Consider the following 24288-nt stretch of genomic DNA (forward strand, 5'->3'; position numbering starts at 1 on the left):
AAGGAAAGGATGCGCGTGAAGAGGGCTTCTATCTCGAGCTGGCTGATCTGCATCGCTGCCAGCATCATCGCATCGTCCACTGCCGAGGCAGCACCGCGAATCGTCGACCGGATCCCGTTGGCTGACGGCGGCTGGGATATTCTGACCGTCCAACCCGAGACGGGACTGGTGTTCATCTCGAGAAGCGACGGCGTCGACCGGGTCGACCCGCGCCGGCGGACCGTTGTCCATCAGTTCGTCCATGGCGATCATTTTCACGGAGTCGCGACTATTCCCGGCGGTACGCTGGCGCTCGCGACCGAAAGAGCAGGCGAGGGCCTGCTGTTCGATACGCAGAGCGGTGCGATCAAGGCACGGATCAAGTTGGACCCCGACGCTGATGCCATCGCATACGACCCTTCCGACAAGGCCTTCTGGGCGGCCAATGGCGATTCAGGGACGATCGCCGAGATCGATTCAACCAACGGTCGGCTGCTCGGCAACGTCAACGTCGGCGGCAGCCTCGAATTCATGACGCTCGACGGCGCGGGCCATCTGTTCGTAAATGTCGCCGACAAGAGCGAACTGGTCGAGGTGGATACCGCCTCTCGCAAAATCGTTCGGCGCGAACACCTCGTGGGATGCGAGCATCCAACCGGCATCGCGCCGGTTGGCGACGGACTTTTGCTTTCCGCCTGCGCCAACGGGATTGCCCGGCTCAGCCGCTCCAGCAGCCTCGTCCGCGCGGGCGACCTCGTCATCGGGCCGCGACCTGACGGGGCGTTCGCGGACCCGTCCCGTCGGCGCGCCTATGTGCCAAGTGGCGGAGACGGCTCGCTCTCGATTATCGATACGACCCGTCCGGCTCCGAAGGTTCTCGCCAAGCTTTTGACCGAAGTCGGCGGGCGAACTGGCGCCGTCGATCCATCGAGCGGCCGAGTTTACATTGTCGCTGCAAAATTTGGCGCGCCATCGTCGCCCAATAGCCGTCCCGCGGTTGTCCCTGGCACTGTCGAGCTGCTGGTCGTCGATCCGGAAGTCCGCCCGGCGAATTCGACGGTTGCGCCCTAGTCAGGCCCAGGAGCCGCTTGGCCTCGGTCGACAGTCCGCCGAGCACTTTCTCTTGCAGCCGCTAGGCGATGGCGCGAGCGATGAGGTCATGCTCGCGCCCAAGAATTGCCCCTCCGGCCCGCAAAATTGGTGAAGTCCGATGCTCGATTGGAGCAAGCACTAGAAGCCCTCCGGAAAACCGGAAAGCAAAGCGTGAGGCCTAACTAATGCGGGTTTCGGCGAACGCTTTCCGTAGCGCCAAGCGAGCCTCGCGAATAATCTCGAACGCTTCCTTGACAACGTAGACCCCGATCGCGGCGCCGACTGCAAGATCGACGAAGCGAATACCGCTAACAAGGACGATCACTCCCGAGGCGATCACTGCAATGTTTGCAATCACGTCGACCCGGGTGAAAATCACAGTCGCCCGAACATGGACTTCTTGGCTGCGTTGCCTGCTGAGAAGGTGCAAGACAGTCGCGTTGACGACAAGCGCGACCGAAGCGATGACGATCATGATTGCGCCTTCAGGCGGCGTGCCAGCAAACAGCCGGCGGCCGGCGTCGGCGAGGACGAGGATACCGAGCGCGAGTAGTAGGGCACCGCTGAGGCGCGCAGCCGACGCCTTGAACAGAGCGCTGCGCCCGCTAGCTGCAAGCGCAATGGCATAGGCAGTCGCGTCAGCGAGCATGTCCAGTCCATCGGCAATTAGACCGGACGAGCGCGCGACAAGACCAGCCGAAACGCCTACGATGAACATCATGGCGTTGAGGCCGAACGCAATTTTCAGAACACGACGCTCTTGGGGCGTGTCGGCGTCGGTCGGCTCGCACCCGCATTCAGCCATTTGACCTCTCCTGCCTAAACGCTTTGGCAAAGGGGGCGCCGGTAATGATCAAGCCGCCCGACCCGTCGCGCCAAGAAGCAGGATTAGCGCGCCGAGGAACCCGCGATAGGCGACAAAGGGCCATGCTGACATTCGCTCGAGGATCCGCATAAGGGCCCAGATCGCAGCATAAGCGGAAAGTGACGCTACCAGGAGCCCGACGCCGAGGACGGCCCAGCCATGAAACGGCAAATGGGCTTGATGCAGCGCCCATAATTCCTTGATTCCTGCCAACGTGATCGCCGGGAGGCCGAGGAGGAAAGAGAAGCGGGCGGCTTCCTCGCGCTTAAAGCCGAGGCCCAATGCGGCGGTCAGGGTCGATCCGGAACGCGAAACGCCAGGGATCAGCGCTCCGACCTGAGCCAAACCGATCAACAACATGTCGTGCAAGCGAGCCTGCTCGAGCGTTCGCGTATGACGGGCGAGAAGTTCTGCGCCGGCCAGCAGCGCTGCCATTACAAGGCAGGCCGCTCCGACAACATTTAGTGAGCGCAGAGGCGATGAACACGCGTTGAGCAAGGGCGCGAGAGCGATCCCCGCTACTATGATTGGCATTGTGGCGAGAACGATCCCCAAGCTCAGCCGCAGGTCGCGGTTGGCGAAATCGCGACCCGCAATAGCTGTCGCCGAGCCGACGGCGAGCGACCGAACGTCGCGCCAGAAATAGCTGACTACGGCGAAAAGTGCGGCAAGTTGCATGGCTGCCGAGAAGGCCGATCCTGGATCGCTCCAGCCGAGCAAAGCCGGCACGACCCGCATATGCGCGGTCGACGATATCGGAAGCAATTCAGTGGTTCCCTGGACGATCCCGAGAAAAGTCACTTTGGCATAGCCTAGGCCGATGAAGCCAGTGTCCATGTTGCCCGTACAAACTCCCGGCATGCTCGTTGCTCCTTTGACTCAATTGGCGAGGCTTTTGCACGTGCATCGCCGCGCGGCGGGCCTCAATCGGAGGCGACGCGATCTAGCCGACGCCCGGTCAGAATTGCTAGGTTGCCAAGGGTGAGCGTGGCCGCCGATTCATATTGAAGCCGACCACCAGCGCGAGGAATGCTGCCAGCTGCGCGAGCACCACCTGCAAACTCGGCTGCAGCCCAACCCAGTCGATACGCGGAACGTTGGCCAGCGGCGTAACCCCGAGCAGGCCAGCCTCCTGCAAGGCGGCGATGCCCTTGCCAGCAAGGACCACAGCCAAGACGGCCATCAGGATTGAGCTGTATCGGAAGAATTGGGCGATCGGCAGCTTGGCGCTGTAGCGAAGCATCGCCCAGGCAATGCCCGCGAGCAGCGCGGCACCGACCCCGACGCCCGCCAAAAGCGCTCTTGGCGAATCCTCCCACATGGCGGCGTAGAACAGGATCGTCTCGAAGGCTTCGCGGTAGACGACGATAAAGGCAAGCGCGAACAGAAACCAACCCGAGCGCTCGTTGAGCGCCCGGTTGAGCTTGTCGCGGACATAGCGTTGCCAGGCGTCAGCCTGCGCCTTGCCGTGCATCCAGATACCGACGAACACCAGCACCAACGCGGCGAACACACCGCCGAATCCCTCGGTGAGTTCGCGGCTGGCGCCGCTGAACGAGATTAGGGTGGTGGCGACAAACCAGGTGAGGAGGCCGGCAGCGAGCGCCGCGACCCAGCCGCCATGGACATAGCGCAGTTCGTCGGTGCGCTCGGCCTTGCGCAAAAAGGCGATCATCGCGACGACGATCAGCAGCGCCTCGACGCCCTCGCGCACGAGGATGGTCAGCGCGCTGAGGAAGGTCGAGACCGCGCTGCTCGCCTGGGGCGCCAACGCCTGTTCAGCAGCCGCAAACTGACCGTCCAGTGCCTGAGCCCTGGCCTGTATGTCGGCCACGGGAGCGCCTTGGCCGATCGCGGCGCGATATTCGCCCAAGCTGCTCTCGATCCGATGCATAAGGGCCGGATCGCGGGCCGTAAGGATCGGCTCGACCGGCTCGAACCCGTCGAGATAGGCCGACAAAGCGAGCTTGCGGGCGTCATCGCGTTGGCCGGCGGCATAAGCGCTTACGCTCGCCGCGAGTTTGGAACGGGTGAGCGCGAGGCTGTCTCCGCTCGAGGGCTGAATCGCGGAAGGCGTCGAACGAAGATACGCAATCACCGCGATGGCTTTGTCTTCACCGATCTGCTGAGACAGCGCCGCTGGGGTTAGGGTTGCCAAAGCAGCCAGACTGGGAATTCGGGCTCGCAACACCGGGTCGCCTTCCCAGGTCTGTTTGCCCGCGGCGACGAGATCCGCCGGATAGGCAAATGTGCCGACTTTGAACGCCAGATTCCACCGGTCTTGCGCCGGTAGGTGGGCAAAGCTTGGCATCGGAGTGCCGCCAATTCCTTGGTCGATCACTTGTTCGAGAGCGAACAAGCTGCGCTCGCTGGCGCGGTTCCTATCGGTGAAATTCACCGGCTTGGGATCGAGACTTGCCGCTGCAGGACCATCGCCATGGCCCGCGACACCGTGGCATGATGCGCAATTCGCCTGATACAGCTGATTGCCCCGATTAAGGTCGGGCATCTGGGCTGGTGCGAAGGGCACCGGATAAGCCTTGAGCAGATCGGCGCCGAGCTGGCGGGCGCGCCGCGCGATTTCGGTGGCCGGCGCCTTTGCGTCTACCTGGGCACGGAGTGCAGCAGCCTGAGTCAGCAGGGCGGACTGCGAAGGCGAGCCATGCAGCGTCTTGAGCTGCGCCTCAGCGGTCGCGGTAAACTCGCGCATTTCGGCGAACTCCGAGGCGCTGAGGACGCGCCCGTCACGGACGGCGCCAGGATAGTCGACCGCCACGTAATCCAGGAGCCGCCAGCTGGTCTGAATCGTGGACGAGGTGTTGGGAGTGTCGGCAAACGTAGGTGCCGTGAGGCTCGCGAACAGGATCAAGGCTGCAAGCCGCAGAAGGTCGAATAGCATACGCATGAGTGCGAAATAGCCTTTTGCGAATGATTCGCAAGAGATTCGCTCCGCTACGTCAATAGCGGCCGGCGAGTCGTCCCGGTCTGATGTGGTCAGAATCTCACTGTGGCGGGGCGATCGCTATACCCCCTGCGGCCGAGACCGGGGGTATAGCGATCGCTTCTCCATCTCGAGATGCTGACCAAAGCTGGCGATTACGTCAGTCGGAGCGGTGTGGCTCGCTGTCGCCTAGCCCACGATCTCGGGACGTAGTGCTCCCAGCGCTTTACCGTCGACCTTCTCTGCCAAAAAAGACTCCTTCTCGATTTCCGGATTGAATCTCACACGATGGATGCATTAACAGAAAAATAATGTTGAATTTCAGATGGCAAATTGTCGCTTTGAAATTTCCTTTTTTGCTTTGCGGAATTTAGCTTACAAACTTGTAATTCGACTCGGCGTCAAAAAGGCGAGACCTTATGTTATCCGATTTCAAAGCATTCATTGCTAAGGGTAACGTCGTCGATCTTGCAGTCGCCGTGATCATTGGCGCGGCGTTCGCAAAGATTGTTACAAGCCTGACGGACGACGTCATCATGCCAATTGTTGGCTGGCTTTTCGGTGGCATGGATTTCTCTAGCCATTTCGTCCGGCTCGGTCCTATCCCGGCCAGCTTCAAGGGCGATCCAACCAAATATGCCGATCTGAAAACGGCTGGGGTCGCGATGCTCGGTTGGGGCGAATTCGTTACGCAAGTCATCAATTTTTTGATCCTGGCTTTCATCATTTTCCTCATGATTCGCCAGGCCAGCAAGCTCATGAAAAAACCGGACGTTGTGCCCGCGGGACCGACCGACATCGAGCTGCTGACCGAGATCAGAGACGAGTTACGGCGGAAGGGCTGACGCCGCCTCGGACTGGCGGGTATTTAGATAGATGAGTTCGTCTGATTCGCCTGCGTAGTTCATCTCATTCTCGGAGGCAGTATGGGAATCTTCGACAGCATGCTTTCGCAGATCGGCACTGGGCTCGACGTCGAAGAGACTAGCAAGCGGTTGAACACGCCTCCCGAGGTCATCCTGGAAGCGATCGCTGCGCTTGGCAGCGCGCTTTTGAAGCGAGGCGACACTTTGAACATCGCCGCCGCGTCGACAAAGATTCCGAGAGCGAAGCTCGCCGAAGTCATTGAACAGCTCGGCGGCCCTAACGGTCTCGAGCAATTTGCCGGGTTGCTTGGCAGGCCCTCCAGACGAAACCCGCTCACCGATAAGCTCGACGATTTTTATAGAAGCCGCCCGCACAAAGCTGCGAAAGGAGCAACACCGTGACCGTCGCTAAAACAATCGAGATCGTGTCCAGCTCACCCAAGGACATAGAGGATGCAGTCCAGTCCGGCATCGCCAAGGTTGGTGAGACAGTGAAAGGAATCGAAGGAGCGTGGATCAAGGACACCAAAATCGTGGTCCGCGATAATCGCGTCGCCGAATGGCGGGTCACAATGGCGGTCACATTTATCGTCGCTTAGGTTGAATTGACAGCGGTACGGATGATCAGACCTTAGAGTGAAAAGGAGCGTGACATGGCTGAGGACTGGCTCTCGGATGTGCTAAAATATGATCCTAAGGCGGATCACGACGTGGTGGCAGGTATCGTTCGCCATTGCGGTATCGCGCTTCGCAAACGAGATTCTTCTCTAGTTTCTTACTCCGATCCCCAGGAGTTGGCACGTGTCCGCGAGAGCTTCCTCAAGAAGAAGCTCGCGCTCACCGATTCCGACGACCATCTCAACGCCGCAATCGCCGCCGTCGGTGAACGAATGAAAGGTGACCGTACCAAAAACCGCGTCACCGTCTATTATCTCCTGACTGATCATTTCGATCGACACGACCTCTTCCGCAAGAAAGCAGCTTCAACCTTACAAGAACGCTCCGTTCCGCCGCACGCAACGGGCGGAGCTGCGATGGGGGCTGCCACTGCAGCGTCGGCGTCTACCCTGTTGGGCGCTTCTGGCACTTCCTCCCAGCAGCCCCCATCGCCCTTGTCCGACGCCAGACCCGAATTAGGTCGTACTCCGGAAAGCGGCGATCCGGCCGGCGGTGAACCTGTCGCGTCCGCCCCCGCGTCTTCGATGGCGGATCGCTCGACCGTCGCTCCTGCGGCTGCAGTAGCGGCCAGCGGTGTGTTCGGCATGCGGCACGCTAATGACGAATCCGACACGGGGAACACTGCATCTCCGCGACGTGATCCAGCCTATCTTGCCGACGAGCCCCGTCGGGGTAATTCTTGGTGGCCGTGGATTATCGGTGCGCTCGTACTGGTTGCCCTGTTCCTGATTATTCGTAGCTGTTCCCATCAAACACCCTCTTCCGGCCTTGGGACGGCTGCTAAAACTGCGACGCCAGCTGCGGTAACATCCCAAACTGACGCAACTAGCAACAGTGACGAATTCAACATCGGCGCCGCACCTACCGCTTCCGAAGCTGCTGCTCCGGCTGGCGCTGGTGTCGTCGCGGCCAGCAGCAACGGCGTTCCTTCGCTTAAGGTCTATTTCGACCTCGGAAAGTCCGCCGTCAGCCGTGACCTCACCACTGCCGCCACGGCGCTCAAGACTTACGCTGCCGCCAATCCCGCCGCCAAAATTGTGGTGTCGGGTTACAACGATCCCTCTGGCAATGCCGCCGCCAACGCCGAGCTGTCCAAGAAGAGGGCTCAGCAGGTCGCGGCGGCGCTAGAGCAGGCCGGAATTCCGCACTCCTCGATTCTTCTTGAGAAACCGCAAAGTCCGACCACCGGGGCAGTCAGCCCAGCCGAGGCGCGACGCGTGGAAGTGACGGTTCGGTCGTAGGAATGGTTTTTATCATTTTTGAGAGGAATGAATCATGGGAGTTTTAGATGGAATGCTGAGTCAGCTCGGCGGCGATGCCACGGTAGATAATCTGGCTGCGAAGTTTGGCCTTCCCGCCGATAAGGTGGAAACCGCAATGGCGGCCCTCAGCCAAGCTCACCAAGAAGAAGGGGACACCGTTCAATCAGCTGCGGCATCGACTGGTTTACCACCCGAAAAGCTGTCGCAAATCGTCGACCATATCGGCGGGGAGGGAGCTCTCGGCCAATTTGCCTCGCTGCTTCAAGGCAATGAAGGTGGAGAAGGCATGCTTGGACGCTTTAAAAACATGCTTTAGCCAAGCCGGATTATTTTTTTGAGCCGTTGAGTGCTCATACGTGATTTAAGCGCGTAGGCCGTGGTCAAGGATTACTTGCGTTGCCTAGGCGATGATTATCGTTGGCCCGTTACTTCGGATTGTTACTCCCTAAGGTCCGCACTCGATTTGAGCTCTACCCTCAGCGGACATTACGACCTGGAAAAATGGGCGATCAGGTCCGCCTGATCGCCCCACAGCCGACATTTTCTTAATCAGGCCGGTTTAGCACCTGGTGCTCCGCACTTCGCGAATTTGCCCTTAGCGTTCTTGCAGCGAACAGCTTTGGCTGTGGCCGAGGACGCCATCGTGGCAGCAATGCCGGATGCGCATGTGGTGATTGGCGAGCTTTCACCAATGCTCGGCGATGCAGACTTTTCGGCGGCCCAGTCCCTTGTCTCGCCGACTTCATGCTTGCCAGCCAAATCGAATTCCTGACGAGCGGACCCGAGTGGAAAGAGCTTATTGACGGACGAGCTAATCTCAATCTGTGGCTCGCCCGCATGGCTACACGGCCGAGCATGGCGCAATCGTCGATGCAGAGCCTTCAACAGATGGTAGCTCAGCCTGACGCCGCTACTTTCGCGGAAGGGTGAATTCGCAGCGGTGAGCTACCGAAATTCACACGTGGCACCCGACGGACTCCTCTTGTAGAAGCGGAGCGGGGCAGCGTTCGACGGAGATAGCTCATGCGCCCCGCCACCTTTCCTATCACTCTTGCCGTCATTTCGCTCGCGACACCGGCCTACGCGGGAACCCACGGTTGGAACCAGGCCAGCGGCATTGCGCGCGACGGTCTTGTTCTCGTCGCCCTCGGGCTACCCGCGATCGAGGGCGACTGGCAGGGAGACAAGCAGGCCGGTCTTTCGATGGGGGCGGCCTTCGGCGCGACCGAACTTCTGAAATATTCGATCCCTGAGCGGCGACCCGACGGCAGCGACGATCACAGCTTTCCTTCCGGACACACCTCGGTCAGCTTCGCCGCGGCCGCGACGCTTGAGAAGCGCTACGGATGGCAGGTCGGGATACCCGCTCATCTCGTCGCCGCGTTCGTCGGGGTCGCGCGGGTCGAGGCGCGAAAACATTACTGGCACGATGTCATCGCCGGCGCTGCCATCGGCGAGGCATCGGGCTGGTTACTGAGCTCGAAGCGCAATGCGCGCGTCCGCTGGATGCCGTGGGGCGATACGCATGGCGGCGGGTTCGCGCTTGCATCGTCGTTCTAGGAGAGCATGAAGGCAAATTTAGATTTTCTGCCTCAAACTACTGCTTTGAGAACAGCCTGCGTCGACAGAATGAGCATGTTACTCCGATTAGGCGCGTTCAGCGCAATCCTGACGCGCGCGATCCTCGATGATCCGCCTCTGCTCGGCGATCTCACTTTCTTCGCGTTCTTCGAGCCCGGCGAGTTCGCTCCGCGCGCGCTTCGAAGCGATCAGTAGTTCATCGAGCTTGGCGTGCAACGCAATGTCGCGCCGTCGGTCTTCCGCTTCTCGCTCCTTCTGACGATTGAGGACCATCTGGGTAAGAGTGATGGCGATGATCGACAGCGCGGCGGTGAGGAGATTCTCGCTCCAATCGAGCGCGAACCAGGTCACGCAAAAGGCGATAAAGCCTAACTGCACATAAGGATGGGCGGCGAAGTCGCTTACCCACTCGGAGAGGCGGCAGCCGAGCTTATAGACGGCACTTCTTTCGGGCGTTTCGCTACCGCTTGTCGCCATCGCCGTTCTCCCGGTCACGATGCAAGAACGTCGAAACTAGGCGGTAGTTTCATCCGCGATACGTTTGAAGGTCACGTTAGCATCCCCGTTGCAAGTAGCGTCAGCTAGGCGCACCCTTTGCACCTTACGACTCGGGAGAAGCACTATGCGTATCGTCCTATTTGTCACGGCCATCGCCGCATCTTCAGTCTTTGTTGCTCCGGCATCCGCCGCCGAACGACATTACGATTGTTCGAAGGCGGGCAACGCCAACAAGGCAGCTTGTAAGGCGGCCGCATCTGCTTCAGCCAAGCCAATCGAAACGAAAACAACGTCGGTCACAACCAAGACTACAACGCGCCATTACGACTGCACGAAGGCGGGGAACAAAAACAAGGCCGAGTGTCGAGCCGCTTCGACGCAGACGGCGAGTGGGTCTGCTGCTGGCGCGGTGAAGACTACGACGACTGCCACGGCGACCACGACCGACTGCACTAAGTGGTATAACAAAGTGCGGGCGACCTGTCGGTCAGCGACCACTGCTGCAGCGCCAACTACGACTGTTCGGCCCACGCCGCGCCCGGTCACTGTGCCGGCCGCATCGAGCGAGAACACGAATCCAGCCGGTGCGATCGCTCGCTGTAAGGACGGGCTGTATAGTCACGCAGCTCATCGAAGTGGCGCTTGCTCGCGTCATGGCGGCGTCGCGTCCTGGAGCTGATTCTGGCCGGCAGATGATTGTCGACTAGGTAATGGCCAATCAAATTTCGTGGGAGCAAGATCATGCATTTTGTCGTGATGATCGTCGTCGGTCTCATCGTCGGCCTCTTGGCCCGCTTCATTTATCCCGGCGCAGTCCACATGACGATCCTGGGAACAATCGTTCTCGGCATCCTAGGTTCACTCATTGCGGGTGTTGCGGCACGGGGACTTGGTCGAGCAGGGCCAGATCAACCCTTCCACCCGGCTGGCTTCATTGGCTCGCTAATCGGCGCACTCGTGCTGATATTTCTCGCGATCCACGTGCTCCATATGCATTTCTAGCTTCAGGGATCGTTGCATGAAGGTGTCCAGAAGCTGTGCAATCGGCGCATTGATGATTTCTATTCTGCCCATTCCAGCGTCAGCTACTTGGGAATGTTTTGATTCACACGGAAAATTCGTAAGGTGCGGCCCGGTAAAAAACAGGGTCAGCCGTTGCAGTAGTGAAAGGACCGGTGTGCGTAAGTGCGGCGCGGGAGTAAGAAGGCAAGGCCAACCGTTCAGATAAGCCGGCAACCGCGATGTATTTGGCACCAGCCTTGGCTACTAACAACACCCGTCTTGTGAGCTCGGTGATGCCCTTGACGTTCGTCAAAGCAAATGCCCATTTTTGACCCTTTTGCGGGGATGGTCCGATGTCGCCAAAGCTTCGAGACGGCGAATTCGGCTCCGACTTTCGGGCAGGCTTGACGGTTGCCGCCCTATTGATCCCCGAGGGACTTGCCTATTCAAAGATCGCAGGGCTGACGCCGTCTCACGGCCTCATTGCGGCGCTCGCTGGCCTCTCAATTTATGCGTTCGTCGGTCGCAGCAGGGACGCGGTTGTCTCCGCGACGTCGGCATCGGCAGCCGCCATGGCTGCAGCAATCGGCCGGTTCCCCACTTTTCCAGCAAGCGAAATTGCATTGGTCGTGGGAACGTTGGCCGGCTTGCTCCTCCTCACCTTCGGCGTCGCCAAGCTTGGGCTTCTAGCAAGCTTCGTATCTCGACCGGTTCTTCGTGGCTTCGCATTTGGGCTGGCAATCGCCATCGTGACTCGCCAACTACCAGCGCTGTTGGGGCTTCCGGCGTCGAAGGGAGGCTTTCTGGCACAGCTAGTTACGCTTGCGGCGCAGCTAGGCGACATTCGCCCCTTGAACGCCGCAATTGGATTGGGTGCGTTAGCTGTCATCTTGATATTACGACTACTGTCGCCAGCAATTCCTGGATCGGCCGCGGTGCTTGCGCTGGGAATCGGAATCGCGAGTCTCGTGAACCTTTCGGCACACGGCATCACAGAGGTCGGACGGATAGATCTTGCTTTCGTTCTTCCCGGACTTCCGCATCTCGACGCGCGCTTGGAATTAAGTCTGCTTCTTGCCGCAGCGCCTATCGCATTGATCATATTTGCCGAGTCCTGGGGTTCAATTCGCGCGCTGGCTCTTCTCCGTGGCGATCCGGTTTCTTCGAACCGCGAACTCGTTGCTCTGGGACTTGCGAATCTCGGGTCTGCGGCGCTCGGTGGTCAGGCCGTGGGCGCTGGCTTTTCTGCGTCCTCGGCAAATGCCAGCGCCGGCTCTACCAGCCGGCTCGCGGGCGGATTCGCAGCAGGAGTCCTCGCGCTCTTGCTTCTTGTTGCGACCCCTCTCCTTGCTCGCCTACCGGATCCCGTGCTCGCGGCAGTCGTTGTGGCGGCTCTGGTCCACGCGCTCGATCCCCGTCCCTTGATCAAGCTCTGGCAAATCGAACGAGATTTCTGGATTGCCGTGGCTGCGGCCCTCGGGGTGCTCGTGAGCGGCGTCCTTTGGGGTTTGTTGGGAGCAGTTTGCCTTTCGGTGCTGGCCATAGTTCGGAGGTTAGCGACGCCGCAAGTGGTCGAACTTGGCCGACTGGAGGACAGTGACGACTTTGTAGAACTTTCTCGTCACGCAGACGCTCACGTTCAGCCCGGCGTGCTGGTCCTGAGACCCGGTGAGCCGCTTTTCTTCGCCAACGTCGAATCAATAATGATGACGTCCGAAGCGCGAATTCTGACTAGCGAAGCAAGGCTTCTCGTCCTGAGCCTCGAGGAAAGTGATGACCTAGACTCGACGGCCATCGAGACACTCGGCGAATCTGCACGCCGCCTCAAACAGAATGGCCGTGAACTAAGACTGGCTAGAGTTAAGGATCCCGTGCGCGACCTACTCGTCAAGGGGGGCAATGCAACCGCGCACTTGGCCGCGAGCGCAACCCGTTCCGTTGGGGCTGCGTGCTCGTTCGAGTTCGATGAAGGGACGCGATATGAGGACTAGCCGTGACCCCATTTTGACGCCGTTAGCGATTAAGGATCTCAGGCCGACGCAGATAACCGTGGGCTTTCGCGAAGTCGAGCAGCGACGAGCCAAGATGCGCGAGATCGCTGACGAAAAGGTAGGGAGTTACTTAGGTCGTCATATGATCCCTGTCGTGATCGGCCCGAAGAAAAAGTCCTATGTTATCGACCATCACCACCTTGCTCGAGCCCTGCTTGAGGAAGGACAAGAGAGGGTGCTTGTCACGCCCGTTGCTAACCTCCACAGGTTAGCCTTGGAAGATTTCTGGCGGTTCCTCGATAACAGCGGCTGGCTTCATCCTTTCGACGAGAACGGTCGGCGCCTGTCTTACGATGAGATTCCAAAACGCATTGCAAAGCTTCGCGACGATCCTTTTCGTTCACTCGCCGGGGCTGTCCGTCAAGAAGGGGGGTACGCGAAGGAAGCGAAGCCATTTACGGAGTTTATCTGGGCCGACTATTTTCGCCGCCATTTTTCGGCAAAACAGCTCGATCATCATTGGGAAGCGTGCCTAGCGAAAGCACTCATTCTAGCTAAGGCTCCTCACGCGGACTTTCTTCCCGGCTGGTGTGGACCGGATTAAAAGCTGACCAACCTACCGATTGAATTCATCGAGCGGAATTTCGTAATCTCCTGAGCACTTTCTCCCACTCTCGGCAGTGAGGGGATTCCTTTTGCCCTGAGAGAGGTGCTCAAAATCTGCGGCAGGATTGGTCGTCCGTGGGTCTCGCGAGGCCGCTTTGCATCCCCGAATGATGAATGCCAGCGCAAACATCGGCACAATGATTTGGATCAGTTCGCCTTCTTGGCGGAAAAGGAGCTGACTTGCCGCATGCGTCCACGCGACCGGAGAGCTGTGCAAAGGTCGCCAATCAGCGAACATTCGCTCTGAACTTAGTGGCCAGAGGTAAGCAACCGGCCTCCCGCTGTTCGTCAGCATATCGAGCAAGCCATGGCTCGCCATCGCCAGGCCAATCGATACGGCGGCTGCTAACCGTCCCACTCCCAGTTTTCTGTGGAAAGCCGCAGCGACCAAGCTCGCTGCCAAGGCAGCGAACAAGGAATGTGATGCGCCGCGATGCGCAAAAATCGAAGTCGTTGCGAGTCCCCACGTGTCCGCCCAAATCGGGTTGGTAAAACCATCGAGGTCTGGCGCCGCCGCGGCGATAACACACCACAACAATAGGCGCCGAGGAACTGGCCCTTGTCCGATAGCGAATGCCGCCGCGATCGGGACCAAAGCATGAGTCGAAGTCAGCGGCAAACAACCCTCCCGGTCATCAGTGGAAACTTTCGTTATATCCATCTCCGAAGACCCGCCAATCAAACACGTCTTCAAGACATCCGCAGGGATGCGGGCTGCTCGCTCTCTATGCTTTGCGCTCTTGCCATCCCTTTCGAGCTAAAGCACCTCCTTCCGGCTTCGGTATAGGCGCGCCACCGTAATTGGGCTGTTCTTTCGGGGGCGCCCCCTTGTAAGATGGCGGGAGGACGGCTGCTCGCGGCGATTTGCATTCAGTGATGAACCTTGGACTGAGGGAGCTCGAAGCCGGCTTCGCAAGCAGCCCCCGGGCGGTTGCACACGCCCAGGGACTGCCGGCTCTCAAACGCGACGAGAGCGCCGCCAATCACCATATCGAAAGCAGAATGAAAAGAGGCAGATGAGGACCGCAGTGCCGCGGGCCGAATGCATTGGGCAGCCTTCGGCTTACGTCCGAAACGTACGCGACACGCCCCTGCCCTTCGCTGGGAGGCTGGCTGGCAGGAGCGTGCCTCCGATATGCTGTCGTCGATGAACTGTCCTTCAACATTCGACGAACCGCATAGCGTCGTCTTGTCGACATATCTTCGGCCTGCGAACAGGAGGGATGAATCGCGTAGAATTGGCTCAGAAGATTCGTGCTCGCATCGAACTTTGCCGCAATCTGGCGAGGACGACTGGCGATCCTGCCACCGCTGCCGAACTTAGGAACATGGCCGACGAGGGGCAGCGCGACCTGGACGCGCTCGAAGCTCAGGGCCGGGGTGACGAACCTCTAGATTGAGCCGCGGCGATCTCGCGCTCCCGCTCATCTGCCCTCAAGTCGTAGCCAATCGCTAAGCTTTCAAGGTGACGGCGAGTTTCTTCAGTGGCTGCTTGGGCAGCAAGGTTACGCGTGGTCTTGGCCATGTCGCGGTAGTGCTGAACCTGAAGCATGGACTGCCTATACGCGATAAGCCTGGATAAGTCATCACACTGGCGGCAGGAGTGTGTTCAATTGGGTGAAAGAAGACCGTCCGATAACGAACCATTGCGGACATTCTGCGCCGCGCCATTCAGTTTCAGGCTGGGAGCGCCGATCAAATGTCCTTCATCGTGCAGTCTGCAATCACCTACGCAGCGGCAATCGTTCTAGGCACAATCGTGCTGACTCGAGTCGGCAACGGCTTTTTCACGATAGCTACGATCTACGGCCTTATGGGATTGCCTTTCGGCCTACTTGCTGCGGGAGTTTCTCGACTCTCCGAAAGGTCGTCGGCATGGCCGGTCCCGCCCTGGCGCTGACTTTGCTGACTGGCGCGCTTTATTGGGTGGCGCCGAACAAGCAAAACGCGTCGGTAGGACTTGCCTTGGTCATCCCATACGTGGCCGCATTCGCAATTGTTTGGACATTCCTTAGTTGGCGCTATCGCGGCTCTTGAAGGAGCTCGTAACAGTCAAGGCCGGCGCTTTAGTACGTCAGTCTAGGCACAGCGCCGATAGCTTCTGAGGTCGAGGGGTGGCGTGAGGAGGGAGGCGGGAATCCTTGCGAGCTTCAAGCCCCATCGCCCTTGCTGGATCCCCACGGCAAGACAGTCACGGCCCGGATGGTAATAGGGGTCCAGTTGAAGATCGAGGTCCTGACTGACTCGAACGTCCATGAACGGCCCATCGCGACCCAATGTGATAGTCGCAATCGACTCCGTCGTCATATGCTCTCCGTTTCTCGCCACTCGATGGGAGGTAACCTGGGCGTCGACAATGGTCGGCGGAGGCATTCCGGTGAAGGCAGCAAAGACAAGAAGTGCTCGGGTGACCGGAACGCCGGCTGCCACGCAAAATAGCGGGATTGCGACGTGGGTAAGGACGCGCTTCCACTGAGGATCGGTATCGGGGGCGGCACATAATTTCGAAAGCCACAGACCGACGAAAAGCGATACAGTTACGCCGGCGAACCTTGCCGCTAGAGGAACGCTGCCAATCAGGGCCCCCTGATTGCCGATTACGCTAAACAACAAGAAGAGCCCCAACAGGATGAGGACGAGCGGGCTCGCGCGTCGCGTTTCCTTCGCGCTCGCGTCAGGGCGTGACGGACGAGTGAGGTCCGCCGGTGCGTCACTCGCTGAGCCGCGCAACGCATCCCAGCATTCGGCGCTGATGGTCAGTTGGCCCACGACCGGCTTCCCAAAATCCAGTCGCACCCGATCCCCGAACCAGCCGGGCAACGGCCCACTTGGCGTAATGTCCAGCCAGGGAATGAGCAGAGCGCGCTGGAACGGCGCAAAGATACGAAAGGTCTCCAGCAACAAGCCTCTCGACGTCGCCGCGATTTTCAAGCGATAGCTTACGCGCGCGTTCAACCGTCCCATATAAGCGACACGGACGATCATGGCTGTCCGCGGCTCGGCGGTCCCGTCGTCGGCGTACCACGACTGGAGCTTGTACCACCCTGTCACCAACCCATTGATTGTCGTGCCAACGACCCAGATTGCGATCATGACGACGGCTGTCACCGCCAACATGACGTAAAACTCTTCTGGCAGCCGAGCCAGCATCAGCGACCCTTCAGACGGTACGAGTAGCTTTCCCTGGACGATATTCCCCAGAGTGTCGTGTCCTCGGTGATCTCGATGGAATCTCGGGAAAACGAGCCATGTCGATCGGTGACGATGTTATGGATATCGCCGTCGGGAGCGTCGCATAGCATGCGTACCGTGAACTGCCCTTCGCCGATTTCCACATGCTTGTCGTGGCAGTGCGATCCCTTTTCCTGGCCGACTGCCGCTTCGAGCTTTTCGCGGGTCGAGACATCGATGTCGGTATCGAACTCGTCACTATGGGTGCTGTTGTCTTGATCGACCTCGTGCGTGACGTGATAGGTGCCGGCGACAGGGAAATTGTCAGAGGCACTTGGGGAAGACGAAGTGCCGCGATTACAGGCCACCGACAGGGCCGTCAGAACGCCCGCGATCGCAATCTTGAGACGCACTCGTTACCCCCAGTTGGCCCCGAAGCATAATACATCCCGAAATTTGGCTTTCCACCCAAACTAGCCGGTCAGGCGCATTGGCGGCTTTAGACTCAATTCTGACTTCGCACGACATGCGCTCATGTGATACGAATTGCTTGAGCAGGAGGCCAGCGTGCTTGGAGCCTACATCGCAATTATCATCGGCATAATTACCCCACTCATACTTGCTTTATTGTCGAAGAAGAAAGCCGACAGCTGAACATTCACCGCGTGAAGAAGCGCGACAGCTCTCCACCCAATCGGCCATCAAATTCGTGTTCCTGCAACAGAGAGCGCTTGAAGGAGCGGTGGCAAATTATGCGTGATGACCCTAGCGTCGGCGCGTTCGCCATCGTCCCGTCCAACGACCTGAACCTGTCCACCGCATTCTGGGAACGGTTGGGTTTGTCCGCACTGGCGGTGAGGACGCTTATCGGATCATGACGGGTTGGGGCTGTGAAGTGCATCTGACGCAAGCAGGCAGCGGCCCGTGGAGCGTGCCCAAATACAATCCCTTCGGGGTCTTTATCAGGACACCGGACGTGGAGGCGATCGCTGAATTGGCACACGACCTTGTGATCCGACTCGGCGGTGTCTTGAGACACCGGGAATGGGGCATTTACGAGGTCGGAATTGCTGGTCCGGACGGACTACTGGTGCGCGTAGGTTGGCCCTCCAAACTGATCCAGTGAGTGCCCGCTTTCCACCCAAACCCGCCTTCCGGGCACTTCGACCGCACTCGACCCTTTCCGGACGTTCCACTTTTACGCGAGCGTCGCTTACGTGTGGGAACTGGCCGAGGGCAACTTGTTCAGCATTCGACGCGGCGGCCTTCTCATCAAATGAGGAAGCCGCCGCGACGTGTAGCATCGCGACGCCTTGTATTTCCGGGGTGTAGCCTTCGACCCGATCCTACTTCTTGTCAGGAGTCGTAACCTTGACGGTCGGCACCTTCACTTCTTCGGTTTTCGACCCGACCTTAACGTCCGGGCCTTGAACGTTATAAGCGGGAAGCTGTCCACCGCTCGTCTTCACATCGACTTTCGGCATTTCAGCCTGCTTCGTTTGATTCACCTTGCACGCCGACGTCCCCAGCAACGCGACGACGACCATGGTTTGAATCGCCAACTTCTTCATCAAGTGCTTCCTTCTCTATCCTAGCATTCGCGAGGAACATCTGCGCCTTTGTCGAACGAACTTGCTCCGCGCATCAGTGATTTCGCGCCACTCCGGTCCAGCGTGGCCGACGCGCAAACAGTCGCAGGCAAACATGCCGAACACAACCGATAAGAGCTGAAATATCACCTTGGGTGACGGCGAACGGGAGTTGCACTTCCAGCTCGCCGCCGAGGGTGACCACGCACGCCGTGGTCACACGCACAAGCTCTCGTCCGAAGCCTCGCCTCCCTTCCATCCGCCGAGAGCAATGGTCCCTGCGCCAGCAGACATCTCGGCGCTCTCTGTCGCAAAATTCGTGAACGAGCGGGACATTTCCCGTTAATCGCGGCGTTCAGGCCTTAATTTTTAGCTCTTTCTGCAATTCTCTCACGTTCTCGCTCAATTTCGTCCTCTTCACGATCCTCGAGGCCAGCGACTTCGTTGTGTGCCCGGTGCGAGGCAATCAACAATTCGTCGAGTTTTGCATGTAAGGCGACGTCTCGACGTCGGTCCTCCGCCTCTCGTTCGTTCTGGCGATTAAGGACCATCTGCGTCAGCGTGATTGCGAGGATCGACAGGGCTGCGGTGAGGAGGTTCGTGTTGAGATCAAGCACAAACCAGATCACGCAAAGGATGATGAAACCGATTTGGACATAGGGATGCGCGGCGAAGTCGCTCACCCAAGCAGACAGTCGACAGCCTAGCTTGTAGAGCGCGCTCCTCTCCGGACGCTTCGTTGAAGGGGCATCCGGCATCGCTAGTCTCCCGGCTCAAATGAGCCGTCAAACACTTAGAGATCGTGCACCGCTATGTCATCAATACGATTGCGGGACCGTTTCCGATGATTGCGCCTTCGCCTCTTCCAAAGCTTATATAATCTCAATGACAGTGATCCGCTCTTGTGGTCGGCGATACCGCGGTGCACGCATCGCCAATGCGAAAGCCTGAGCGGCGCGAGAATGAAACAGAAATGGAGTTTTGGGCCAGAATCGATGCCCACGACGATCGACTTTTCAACGACCTGTCCGGCTGGAGTTGCTTTCTCTTCCTGGCTTTGGGGGTTGCGATCTTTGTCGCCGTGTATCGAATTGTCGCTTGAATCGAAGGACGGCTTTCAACCGCGATAAGCCAAGCTGTCTGGTTGCCAGTTGGCAGTCTAGATTGAACTCTCAAGTGCTAGATTAACGGCGAAATAGGAGACCGCGACCTCAACTCTATTGCGCCACTATCCCTCTGCCTCGTAATAGGTCGCGGAGCCGGGATTCCACCGGCTCGAAGGAGAGAAAAATGCTGCGCATCATCATGCTTGCTTCTGCTGGTTTGGCGCTGACGGCCAATGCCGCTGCTGCTCCAACAACGGCCGCTAAGGCCTCTCCAACGGCCAAAGCTGCGGTCGCGAAACCCGTTCAATGCAAAGACGCAAAAGGTAAGTTCATCAAGTGCCCGGCGCCTGTCGCCGCCGCGGTGAAAAAGTCTGCCGTCGCCGTCGTTGCGAAGCCTGCGACGCCTGCTGGCAAAGCGGCCGCAAAGTCGAAACCGTGTCGCGACGCCAAAGGTCGATTCACAAAGTGCTGATTAAGTGAAGGCAATGGGTCGGAAGTGGACCGTCCGCTTTCGACCCATTGCGGACATCAGCTGCAACCGCCAGCATCGGCAAATGAGTTCCAGCAGTCTGCTTGATGTCCGCCTGATACAGCGAAGGGTGAAGACACTCGCCGAGAAGCTTGGTGAGTCGAGCTTCACCATCGCAACCAGTTCTCACGAGAACGGATCACCTCACATCGAAGTCGACGGTGCATATCACTTTATAGTTCGCGAGCGCGGCCTTGAAATCAGTCGAAAGCAGACGGACGACCTCGATGAGCTTCTCTACTGGATATTCGAGGGACTAACGGCTCGAATGTCGTGGGACTTCGAGCTTCAGCATCGACGGCCATTCGAGGACTCACGACGGCAAGCGTTCACGAAGCAGCTTGAGCTACTGGCATCGCTCTCCTCGGAATGGGCGGTGAGGCAAAGGCTCGAACAGGAGGACATCCTAAGGCTTCATCCGTTCCGCGACGGCTGATGTCCGCTTCCCACCCAAACTCGCCGTCCGCGCCCTCGGACCGCCAACGCCCCACTGCGGACGTTAGGTTCCGGCTGGAGGTCGAAACCCTTGTCGGTTGAACGCGAACCAAAGACCCGCAGTTATTGCCCCTGAAATAGCCCCGATCCACGCGTTCCTCGGCACCCAAGCCAGCAATAGCCAACCTAGTCCCACTCCAGCTAGGATCACCGCCATAAGGGCAGGAACAAACGAAACACGCCGTTTCAGGAGCAGCCAAGTGATTGGTAGGAGAAGAAATAACCCCAGGGCTGAGAATCCGAGGACCATTAAGAACAGGAGAAAAACTGCACCCGGTAGCCCCGAGCGTGCCGAATTGGACAGCAGGACGACACCCATCAGCGTTGCAGTGATCGCAACGCTTGTGATCCCCAATGGGATCAACGTCCTACCTATCCGTGCCACTCCAGCATCTTAGCGTGCAAATATCCGCTTTCCACCCAAACTCGACGTTCAGGCGCTCCAGCCGCTAACGACCCATTGCGGACAAGCGACCATGCGTTATTCCCACCGCATGTTGGCTTTTCTCGTTGCCGCGGTCCTCGGTTCTGCCCCTCCCATTGCGTTCAGCGTGAGGGATGACCCAACCATTGCGCTCAAGGTGAGGGATGACCCAGCCTCTCGACGGTTCGTTTTGGAACTTAAAAACACCGGTCGAAAGACCTTGTGTCTTCCACCCGATTACTGGCCGAATAGGCAGGGCTCCATCTCGGAATCCAGCGTGCCCATCTCGGTGACCATCGGCAGTCAGAACTATCCACTTCGAACCGGTATCGACGACTACTTTGGTGCGCGGGTTGAGATTGCGTCCGTGCGTCCCAAAGCCACGATTCGCGCTTTCTTGAGCTATGAAGCGTTCAAACTGCCGGAGAGTGCAGTCTTCGCGCCCAAGCAGTTGCACCTCACTCCTTTTGCCGTGAGGTGTTAGCGAGTCCGCTTTCCACCCAAACTCGCTATCCCGCTGCTTCGGCCGCTAACGACCCAAAGCAGACACTAATTATTCTCGATATTCGGCAACTGCCAACGCCGCTTCAAGCGCAGCCATTCCCCGAAGCGGGAAACCTTCCAAACTACCAAAGTGGCCCCATCGTTCGCGGTAGGTAGCATCATCGAACTTTGCCCTGACGGCCTGGGCCATCGTCAACGTCGCCCGTCCAAAGTCATCGCTACGCACAAACGCTTCGAACGATACGGGCCCTTGCCAACGCCAAACCTGCCTGCCGCTGTGGCCTACTTGGTCGAGGGCGGTTCCCCCGTCTCGAATGGTGATCCGGCAGACTCGATACGGTTGCGGTGGCCTAGTCGCTAACCCCGAAGGCTCTATGGCGAGACCCCATATCTGCGGTTCGCAGTCGAACAGAACATCAACATAAGACGAGCCAGTCACTAGACCGACTGCTGCCCTGACTATGTCTCCTAGTCCATCTGTCATGTAGCCAAAGTTTGGCACACTGAATGCCGCGTCGCCGCACGTCAGCCTAAAGTTCGCCCACCCCGAAGTTCCCAACTCGTAAGCCATGGAAACTGGTTGTGTTTGAGGCGCAATCGAGTGGTCAGACAGTCGTGACATTCGGGAAGTATGGCTCGGTGTAGGATTAAGGCAATGTCCGCTTTCCACCCAAACCTGCCGTCCAGGCGCTCGGGGCGCTAACGACCCATTGCAGACATTAAGAAGGCGCTGCATGGTTGGGTCATGCGCCCCTCAGTCATCGCGGTTCTAGCGGCATCAGCGACGCTCATTCTGCCACCGTCGACTGTGGTGGCGTCACCTTACCACGACCGGACCATGCATCGCTTGAACGTTAAGCGTGCTCAACCCTACAGCCGCGCCCGTGCGACGCTCGCACGGCGAGGCTGGCAGCCCTTCAAGACAAAGCGGGACCATGGCGAGGCCGGTGATATGGAGGCGGCGGGGTGGAACGAGGTAAACTTCTGTTCCGGGACCGGGCTGGCCTTTTGCACCTTTATTTGGAAGAGGGGCGCGCAATGCGCTCTGGTCACGACTGCGGGCGAGTATCTTCCGCAGCGTGGCGCTCCAAAGGTGTGGGATGCAGAAGTCGGTAGCTGCGCGAAAATCCGGAGCCGTGTCTAGCGTCCGCTTTCCACCCATAGCGGACGCTAAAGCTACTTCTAAAGCTCGTGTCGACGCCTGGGGACTTTATCTGTCTATTCGCTCGACGTCCCGTAACTCACTCTCGAGGCGGCCAAGCGCGAAAAGGAACGTCGATACCGCCGACTGGTGAAGCCTCAGTTCGCGGATGAGTTCGGGCCGATCGCGAAGCGCGGCTGCGCCTTCGCGGGCCTCTACCGGGGTAAGGTCGGCATTGCAGGACGCGGGAAGATGAAGAACGCCTTCTTTGTCGTAGAAATCACCACAGGCGGCGCGGATCTTTTCCTGGGCAGAAAGCGGAATCGTTTCGCGCACGTCGTCCCGGTACTGCGTGTGCATCGTCGCCGGATTGACTTGTGAAAAGTCGTATTGGAGCACCCGCGCAACCGCCTTGCGCAGAGCCGGATCGTCGATCTTTTTGACTTGTTCACCGCCCAGCACCGTCGACAAAGCTTGCGAGTCGCCTGTCAGACCGGCGACCTGGCTGGCCTGATAGGCGGCGATGACAAAGTTGCGATCACTGACTTTCGGGTCGCCATTCCATGCAGCGAGAGCGACATGAGCATTCCGGCTTGTAGTCGCATAATACTCCTGAAATGCCTCGCTCGTGCTCATCAGCGCGACGCATTCAACCCGCACCTGTTCGAGCAGGCGTCCGATTTCGCGACGCTCTTCCTCGCTCTGGCGCCAGTCGTTGACCCATGTGCCGATGAAGACGCCGACGACGACGATCGTCAATTCGATGGCAATCGCCGTCCAGTCCTGCGCCCTGAGTCTGGCTACCGCTCGTTTGAAGATCATTCCTCAAGCCCCCGCGAAGATCGGACGAGTAACCGTCGCCGACCGCCAATGCCAGATGCGTTACAATCGGAGCTATGTTTGGGGCAGCGAACGTCCGCTTTCCAACCATCCCCACCATCAGCGTGTACGCAATCCGCCTTCAGACCACGCAATGGAAAGCATGCGGAAGCGCGACTGTCCAAGCCGCTGCGTTAGGAAAAGAGTACCACCAACCGAGTCCGGCGCGCCGAGGTAAAAAAGCCCCACGATTGGTTTTGCTGACGTCATCAAAATTACTGGGTGCTTCCTTTCACCGGGGCGATAGCGTGCCACGTCCGTGATGCCGTCGCTGCGGACCCACAACCCCACCCGCCAGCCGTCGGCCGCGAGCGATGCTGATCCAACGAAGCGATGTCGGGGCCAGTAAGGATGGGCGGGCTCTGGATCGCTCGGCACCATCTGATCTTCGCGAACAGAAAGTGATGGCCCGCCCCGAGTCCAAAGCATAGTCCCGTTTTCCATCACCAGCGCTATTCCGCCATACAAGCCTACTATGGTCGGCGCACAAGTCCCACTCCAGCCGATCTCCTGCGACATCGGGCGTCGGAATCCACCATTCACATTGGACAGTCCGACCTCGGCGAAGTCGCGCTCACGAAGCGGACTAACGGCTGCCGCTTCGGCAGTCTCGGCCGCCGAACATGGCGAGCCAGCCGCAAGGGCAATTGCAATGAGTAGCATCACACCTCATTTGGCGTAGGGACAAACGGAGCGCAGACTTGATTGGCAGGGCTAGCTGCCACCTTCTAGCAAAAGCAGTCTGAGGCGTGTTTAGGCACGTCCGCCGGTTCGATCGGCCACCCAAGCCAACGCGAGAAGGGTCGGCACCCAGAATGGGAAAACGCCGTAGAGCGTGTCGCTGATTGAATGGGCGCGACTCTCCACAAACGCGAATATCTGGCTGCAAAAAGCGAACGCGAATGCCGTCGCAAGCCAGCCAAAAATCGACACAGGGACAAAGAGCAGTCCGGCAGGTTTGAACCAACGCATGAAGACCTCCTCACAATTGAGGCCGAGATTACGTCAACCCGCGCCAAATGTCCGCTG

28 protein-coding genes are annotated in these 24288 nt (G+C 58.8%); 15 read left to right on the forward strand and 13 right to left on the reverse strand.

The annotated features are described in order from the left end of the window. Nucleotides 1–9 precede the first annotated feature (9 nt). Complete coding sequence (locus ABDK56_RS11945) at nucleotides 10–1050, forward strand: YncE family protein (protein WP_349808510.1); 1041 nt, start codon at nucleotides 10–12, stop codon at nucleotides 1048–1050. Between the two features lie 199 nt (nucleotides 1051–1249). Here ABDK56_RS11945 and ABDK56_RS11950 read toward each other — a convergent pair whose 3' ends face one another. The 3 genes from ABDK56_RS11950 to ABDK56_RS11960 all read right to left on the reverse strand — a co-directional run bounded on the left by ABDK56_RS11950 (nucleotide 1250) and on the right by ABDK56_RS11960 (nucleotide 4841). Next, nucleotides 1250–1876 carry a cation diffusion facilitator family transporter gene (locus ABDK56_RS11950; RefSeq protein WP_349808511.1) on the reverse strand — a complete coding sequence of 209 codons (627 nt, stop codon included), beginning with the start codon at nucleotides 1874–1876 and terminating at the stop codon, nucleotides 1250–1252. A 48-nt stretch (nucleotides 1877–1924) separates the two neighbouring features. After that, on the reverse strand, nucleotides 1925–2797 hold the full coding sequence (locus ABDK56_RS11955; RefSeq protein WP_349808512.1) for an undecaprenyl-diphosphate phosphatase: 873 nt from the start codon (nucleotides 2795–2797) through the stop codon (nucleotides 1925–1927). Nucleotides 2798–2903: 106 nt separating this feature from the next. Beyond that, a complete protein-coding gene (locus ABDK56_RS11960) occupies nucleotides 2904–4841 on the reverse strand; it encodes an FTR1 family protein (protein ID WP_349808513.1) in 1938 nt (645 codons plus the stop codon). Nucleotides 4842–5296: 455 nt separating this feature from the next. Between ABDK56_RS11960 and mscL the strand changes: the two genes are divergently transcribed. The 7 genes from mscL (at nucleotide 5297) to ABDK56_RS11995 (ending at nucleotide 9243) form a co-directional block, all read left to right on the forward strand. Beyond that, entirely contained in the window at nucleotides 5297–5722 is a 426-nt protein-coding gene (gene mscL, locus ABDK56_RS11965) for a large conductance mechanosensitive channel protein MscL (protein WP_349808514.1), read from the forward strand. An 81-nt stretch (nucleotides 5723–5803) separates the two neighbouring features. Then, nucleotides 5804–6145 (forward strand): hypothetical protein, encoded by a 342-nt coding sequence (locus ABDK56_RS11970; protein WP_349808515.1) that lies wholly within the window; start codon nucleotides 5804–5806, stop codon nucleotides 6143–6145. Continuing rightward, nucleotides 6142–6342: a dodecin family protein gene (locus tag ABDK56_RS11975; RefSeq protein WP_349808516.1), complete on the forward strand. Its 201-nt coding sequence runs from the start codon at nucleotides 6142–6144 to the stop codon at nucleotides 6340–6342. Before ABDK56_RS11970 ends, ABDK56_RS11975 begins: the two co-directional genes overlap by 4 nt. A 54-nt stretch (nucleotides 6343–6396) precedes the next feature. Then, on the forward strand, nucleotides 6397–7662 hold the full coding sequence (locus tag ABDK56_RS11980) for a DUF2853 family protein (protein ID WP_349808517.1): 1266 nt from the start codon (nucleotides 6397–6399) through the stop codon (nucleotides 7660–7662). A 34-nt stretch (nucleotides 7663–7696) separates the two neighbouring features. Next, complete coding sequence (locus ABDK56_RS11985; RefSeq protein ID WP_349808518.1) at nucleotides 7697–7999, forward strand: hypothetical protein; 303 nt, start codon at nucleotides 7697–7699, stop codon at nucleotides 7997–7999. A 309-nt stretch (nucleotides 8000–8308) separates the two neighbouring features. Beyond that, nucleotides 8309–8455 (forward strand): hypothetical protein, encoded by a 147-nt coding sequence (locus ABDK56_RS11990; RefSeq protein WP_349808519.1) that lies wholly within the window; start codon nucleotides 8309–8311, stop codon nucleotides 8453–8455. 251 nt (nucleotides 8456–8706) lie between these two features. Beyond that, on the forward strand, nucleotides 8707–9243 hold the full coding sequence (locus tag ABDK56_RS11995; protein ID WP_349808520.1) for a phosphatase PAP2 family protein: 537 nt from the start codon (nucleotides 8707–8709) through the stop codon (nucleotides 9241–9243). 87 nt (nucleotides 9244–9330) lie between these two features. On the opposite strand, the gene ABDK56_RS12000 is transcribed toward ABDK56_RS11995, so the two are convergent. Continuing rightward, a complete protein-coding gene (locus ABDK56_RS12000; RefSeq protein WP_349808521.1) occupies nucleotides 9331–9741 on the reverse strand; it encodes a hypothetical protein in 411 nt (136 codons plus the stop codon). 145 nt (nucleotides 9742–9886) lie between these two features. Here ABDK56_RS12000 and ABDK56_RS12005 point away from each other — a divergent pair, with 145 nt between their 5' ends. Together ABDK56_RS12005 and ABDK56_RS12010 are read left to right on the forward strand one after the other, a co-directional pair. Further along, entirely contained in the window at nucleotides 9887–10441 is a 555-nt protein-coding gene (locus ABDK56_RS12005) for a DUF3761 domain-containing protein (RefSeq protein WP_349808522.1), read from the forward strand. 62 nt (nucleotides 10442–10503) lie between these two features. Beyond that, nucleotides 10504–10764, forward strand: a complete 261-nt coding sequence (locus ABDK56_RS12010; protein ID WP_349808523.1) for a GlsB/YeaQ/YmgE family stress response membrane protein — start codon at nucleotides 10504–10506, stop codon at nucleotides 10762–10764. Nucleotides 10765–10867: 103 nt separating this feature from the next. On the opposite strand, the gene ABDK56_RS12015 is transcribed toward ABDK56_RS12010, so the two are convergent. Then, nucleotides 10868–11077 carry a hypothetical protein gene (locus tag ABDK56_RS12015; protein ID WP_349808524.1) on the reverse strand — a complete coding sequence of 70 codons (210 nt, stop codon included), beginning with the start codon at nucleotides 11075–11077 and terminating at the stop codon, nucleotides 10868–10870. 40 nt (nucleotides 11078–11117) lie between these two features. Between ABDK56_RS12015 and ABDK56_RS12020 the strand changes: the two genes are divergently transcribed. After that, nucleotides 11118–12755, forward strand: a complete 1638-nt coding sequence (locus tag ABDK56_RS12020) for a SulP family inorganic anion transporter (RefSeq protein ID WP_349808525.1) — start codon at nucleotides 11118–11120, stop codon at nucleotides 12753–12755. Beyond that, complete coding sequence (locus ABDK56_RS12025; protein ID WP_349808526.1) at nucleotides 12745–13359, forward strand: ParB-like protein; 615 nt, start codon at nucleotides 12745–12747, stop codon at nucleotides 13357–13359. Before ABDK56_RS12020 ends, ABDK56_RS12025 begins: the two co-directional genes overlap by 11 nt. A gap of 12 nt (nucleotides 13360–13371) precedes the next feature. Here ABDK56_RS12025 and ABDK56_RS13190 read toward each other — a convergent pair whose 3' ends face one another. The 5 genes from ABDK56_RS13190 to ABDK56_RS12045 form a co-directional block, all read right to left on the reverse strand. Then, a complete protein-coding gene (locus ABDK56_RS13190) occupies nucleotides 13372–14082 on the reverse strand; it encodes a metal-dependent hydrolase (protein WP_502959304.1) in 711 nt (236 codons plus the stop codon). A 1418-nt stretch (nucleotides 14083–15500) separates the two neighbouring features. Next, nucleotides 15501–16571: a hypothetical protein gene (locus tag ABDK56_RS12030; protein ID WP_349808527.1), complete on the reverse strand. Its 1071-nt coding sequence runs from the start codon at nucleotides 16569–16571 to the stop codon at nucleotides 15501–15503. Continuing rightward, entirely contained in the window at nucleotides 16571–17005 is a 435-nt protein-coding gene (locus ABDK56_RS12035) for a hypothetical protein (RefSeq protein ID WP_349808528.1), read from the reverse strand. The genes ABDK56_RS12030 and ABDK56_RS12035 overlap by 1 nt, the downstream gene beginning before the upstream one ends. Nucleotides 17006–17938: 933 nt before the next feature. After that, nucleotides 17939–18163, reverse strand: coding sequence for a hypothetical protein (locus ABDK56_RS12040; protein ID WP_349808529.1), 225 nt, complete (start codon nucleotides 18161–18163; stop codon nucleotides 17939–17941). Nucleotides 18164–18543: 380 nt separating this feature from the next. Beyond that, on the reverse strand, nucleotides 18544–18864 hold the full coding sequence (locus ABDK56_RS12045) for a hypothetical protein (protein WP_349808530.1): 321 nt from the start codon (nucleotides 18862–18864) through the stop codon (nucleotides 18544–18546). Between the two features lie 607 nt (nucleotides 18865–19471). Here ABDK56_RS12045 and ABDK56_RS12050 point away from each other — a divergent pair. The 3 genes from ABDK56_RS12050 (at nucleotide 19472) to ABDK56_RS12060 (ending at nucleotide 21219) form a co-directional block, all read left to right on the forward strand. Further along, nucleotides 19472–19759: a hypothetical protein gene (locus ABDK56_RS12050; RefSeq protein WP_349808531.1), complete on the forward strand. Its 288-nt coding sequence runs from the start codon at nucleotides 19472–19474 to the stop codon at nucleotides 19757–19759. A gap of 127 nt (nucleotides 19760–19886) precedes the next feature. Further along, nucleotides 19887–20252: an Imm63 family immunity protein gene (locus ABDK56_RS12055; protein ID WP_349808532.1), complete on the forward strand. Its 366-nt coding sequence runs from the start codon at nucleotides 19887–19889 to the stop codon at nucleotides 20250–20252. A 535-nt stretch (nucleotides 20253–20787) separates the two neighbouring features. After that, nucleotides 20788–21219: a hypothetical protein gene (locus ABDK56_RS12060; RefSeq protein ID WP_349808533.1), complete on the forward strand. Its 432-nt coding sequence runs from the start codon at nucleotides 20788–20790 to the stop codon at nucleotides 21217–21219. A gap of 1230 nt (nucleotides 21220–22449) precedes the next feature. Here the strand turns inward: ABDK56_RS12060 and ABDK56_RS12065 are convergent. The 3 genes from ABDK56_RS12065 to ABDK56_RS12075 all read right to left on the reverse strand — a co-directional run bounded on the left by ABDK56_RS12065 (nucleotide 22450) and on the right by ABDK56_RS12075 (nucleotide 24231). After that, on the reverse strand, nucleotides 22450–23202 hold the full coding sequence (locus ABDK56_RS12065) for a hypothetical protein (RefSeq protein ID WP_349808534.1): 753 nt from the start codon (nucleotides 23200–23202) through the stop codon (nucleotides 22450–22452). Between the two features lie 117 nt (nucleotides 23203–23319). Then, complete coding sequence (locus tag ABDK56_RS12070; protein ID WP_349808535.1) at nucleotides 23320–23922, reverse strand: hypothetical protein; 603 nt, start codon at nucleotides 23920–23922, stop codon at nucleotides 23320–23322. Between the two features lie 90 nt (nucleotides 23923–24012). Next, nucleotides 24013–24231 (reverse strand): hypothetical protein, encoded by a 219-nt coding sequence (locus tag ABDK56_RS12075; protein ID WP_349808536.1) that lies wholly within the window; start codon nucleotides 24229–24231, stop codon nucleotides 24013–24015. Nucleotides 24232–24288 lie beyond the last annotated feature (57 nt).

Source organism: Sphingomonas sp. ASV193 (assembly GCF_040203355.1).
Lineage (GTDB): Bacteria > Pseudomonadota > Alphaproteobacteria > Sphingomonadales > Sphingomonadaceae > Sphingomicrobium.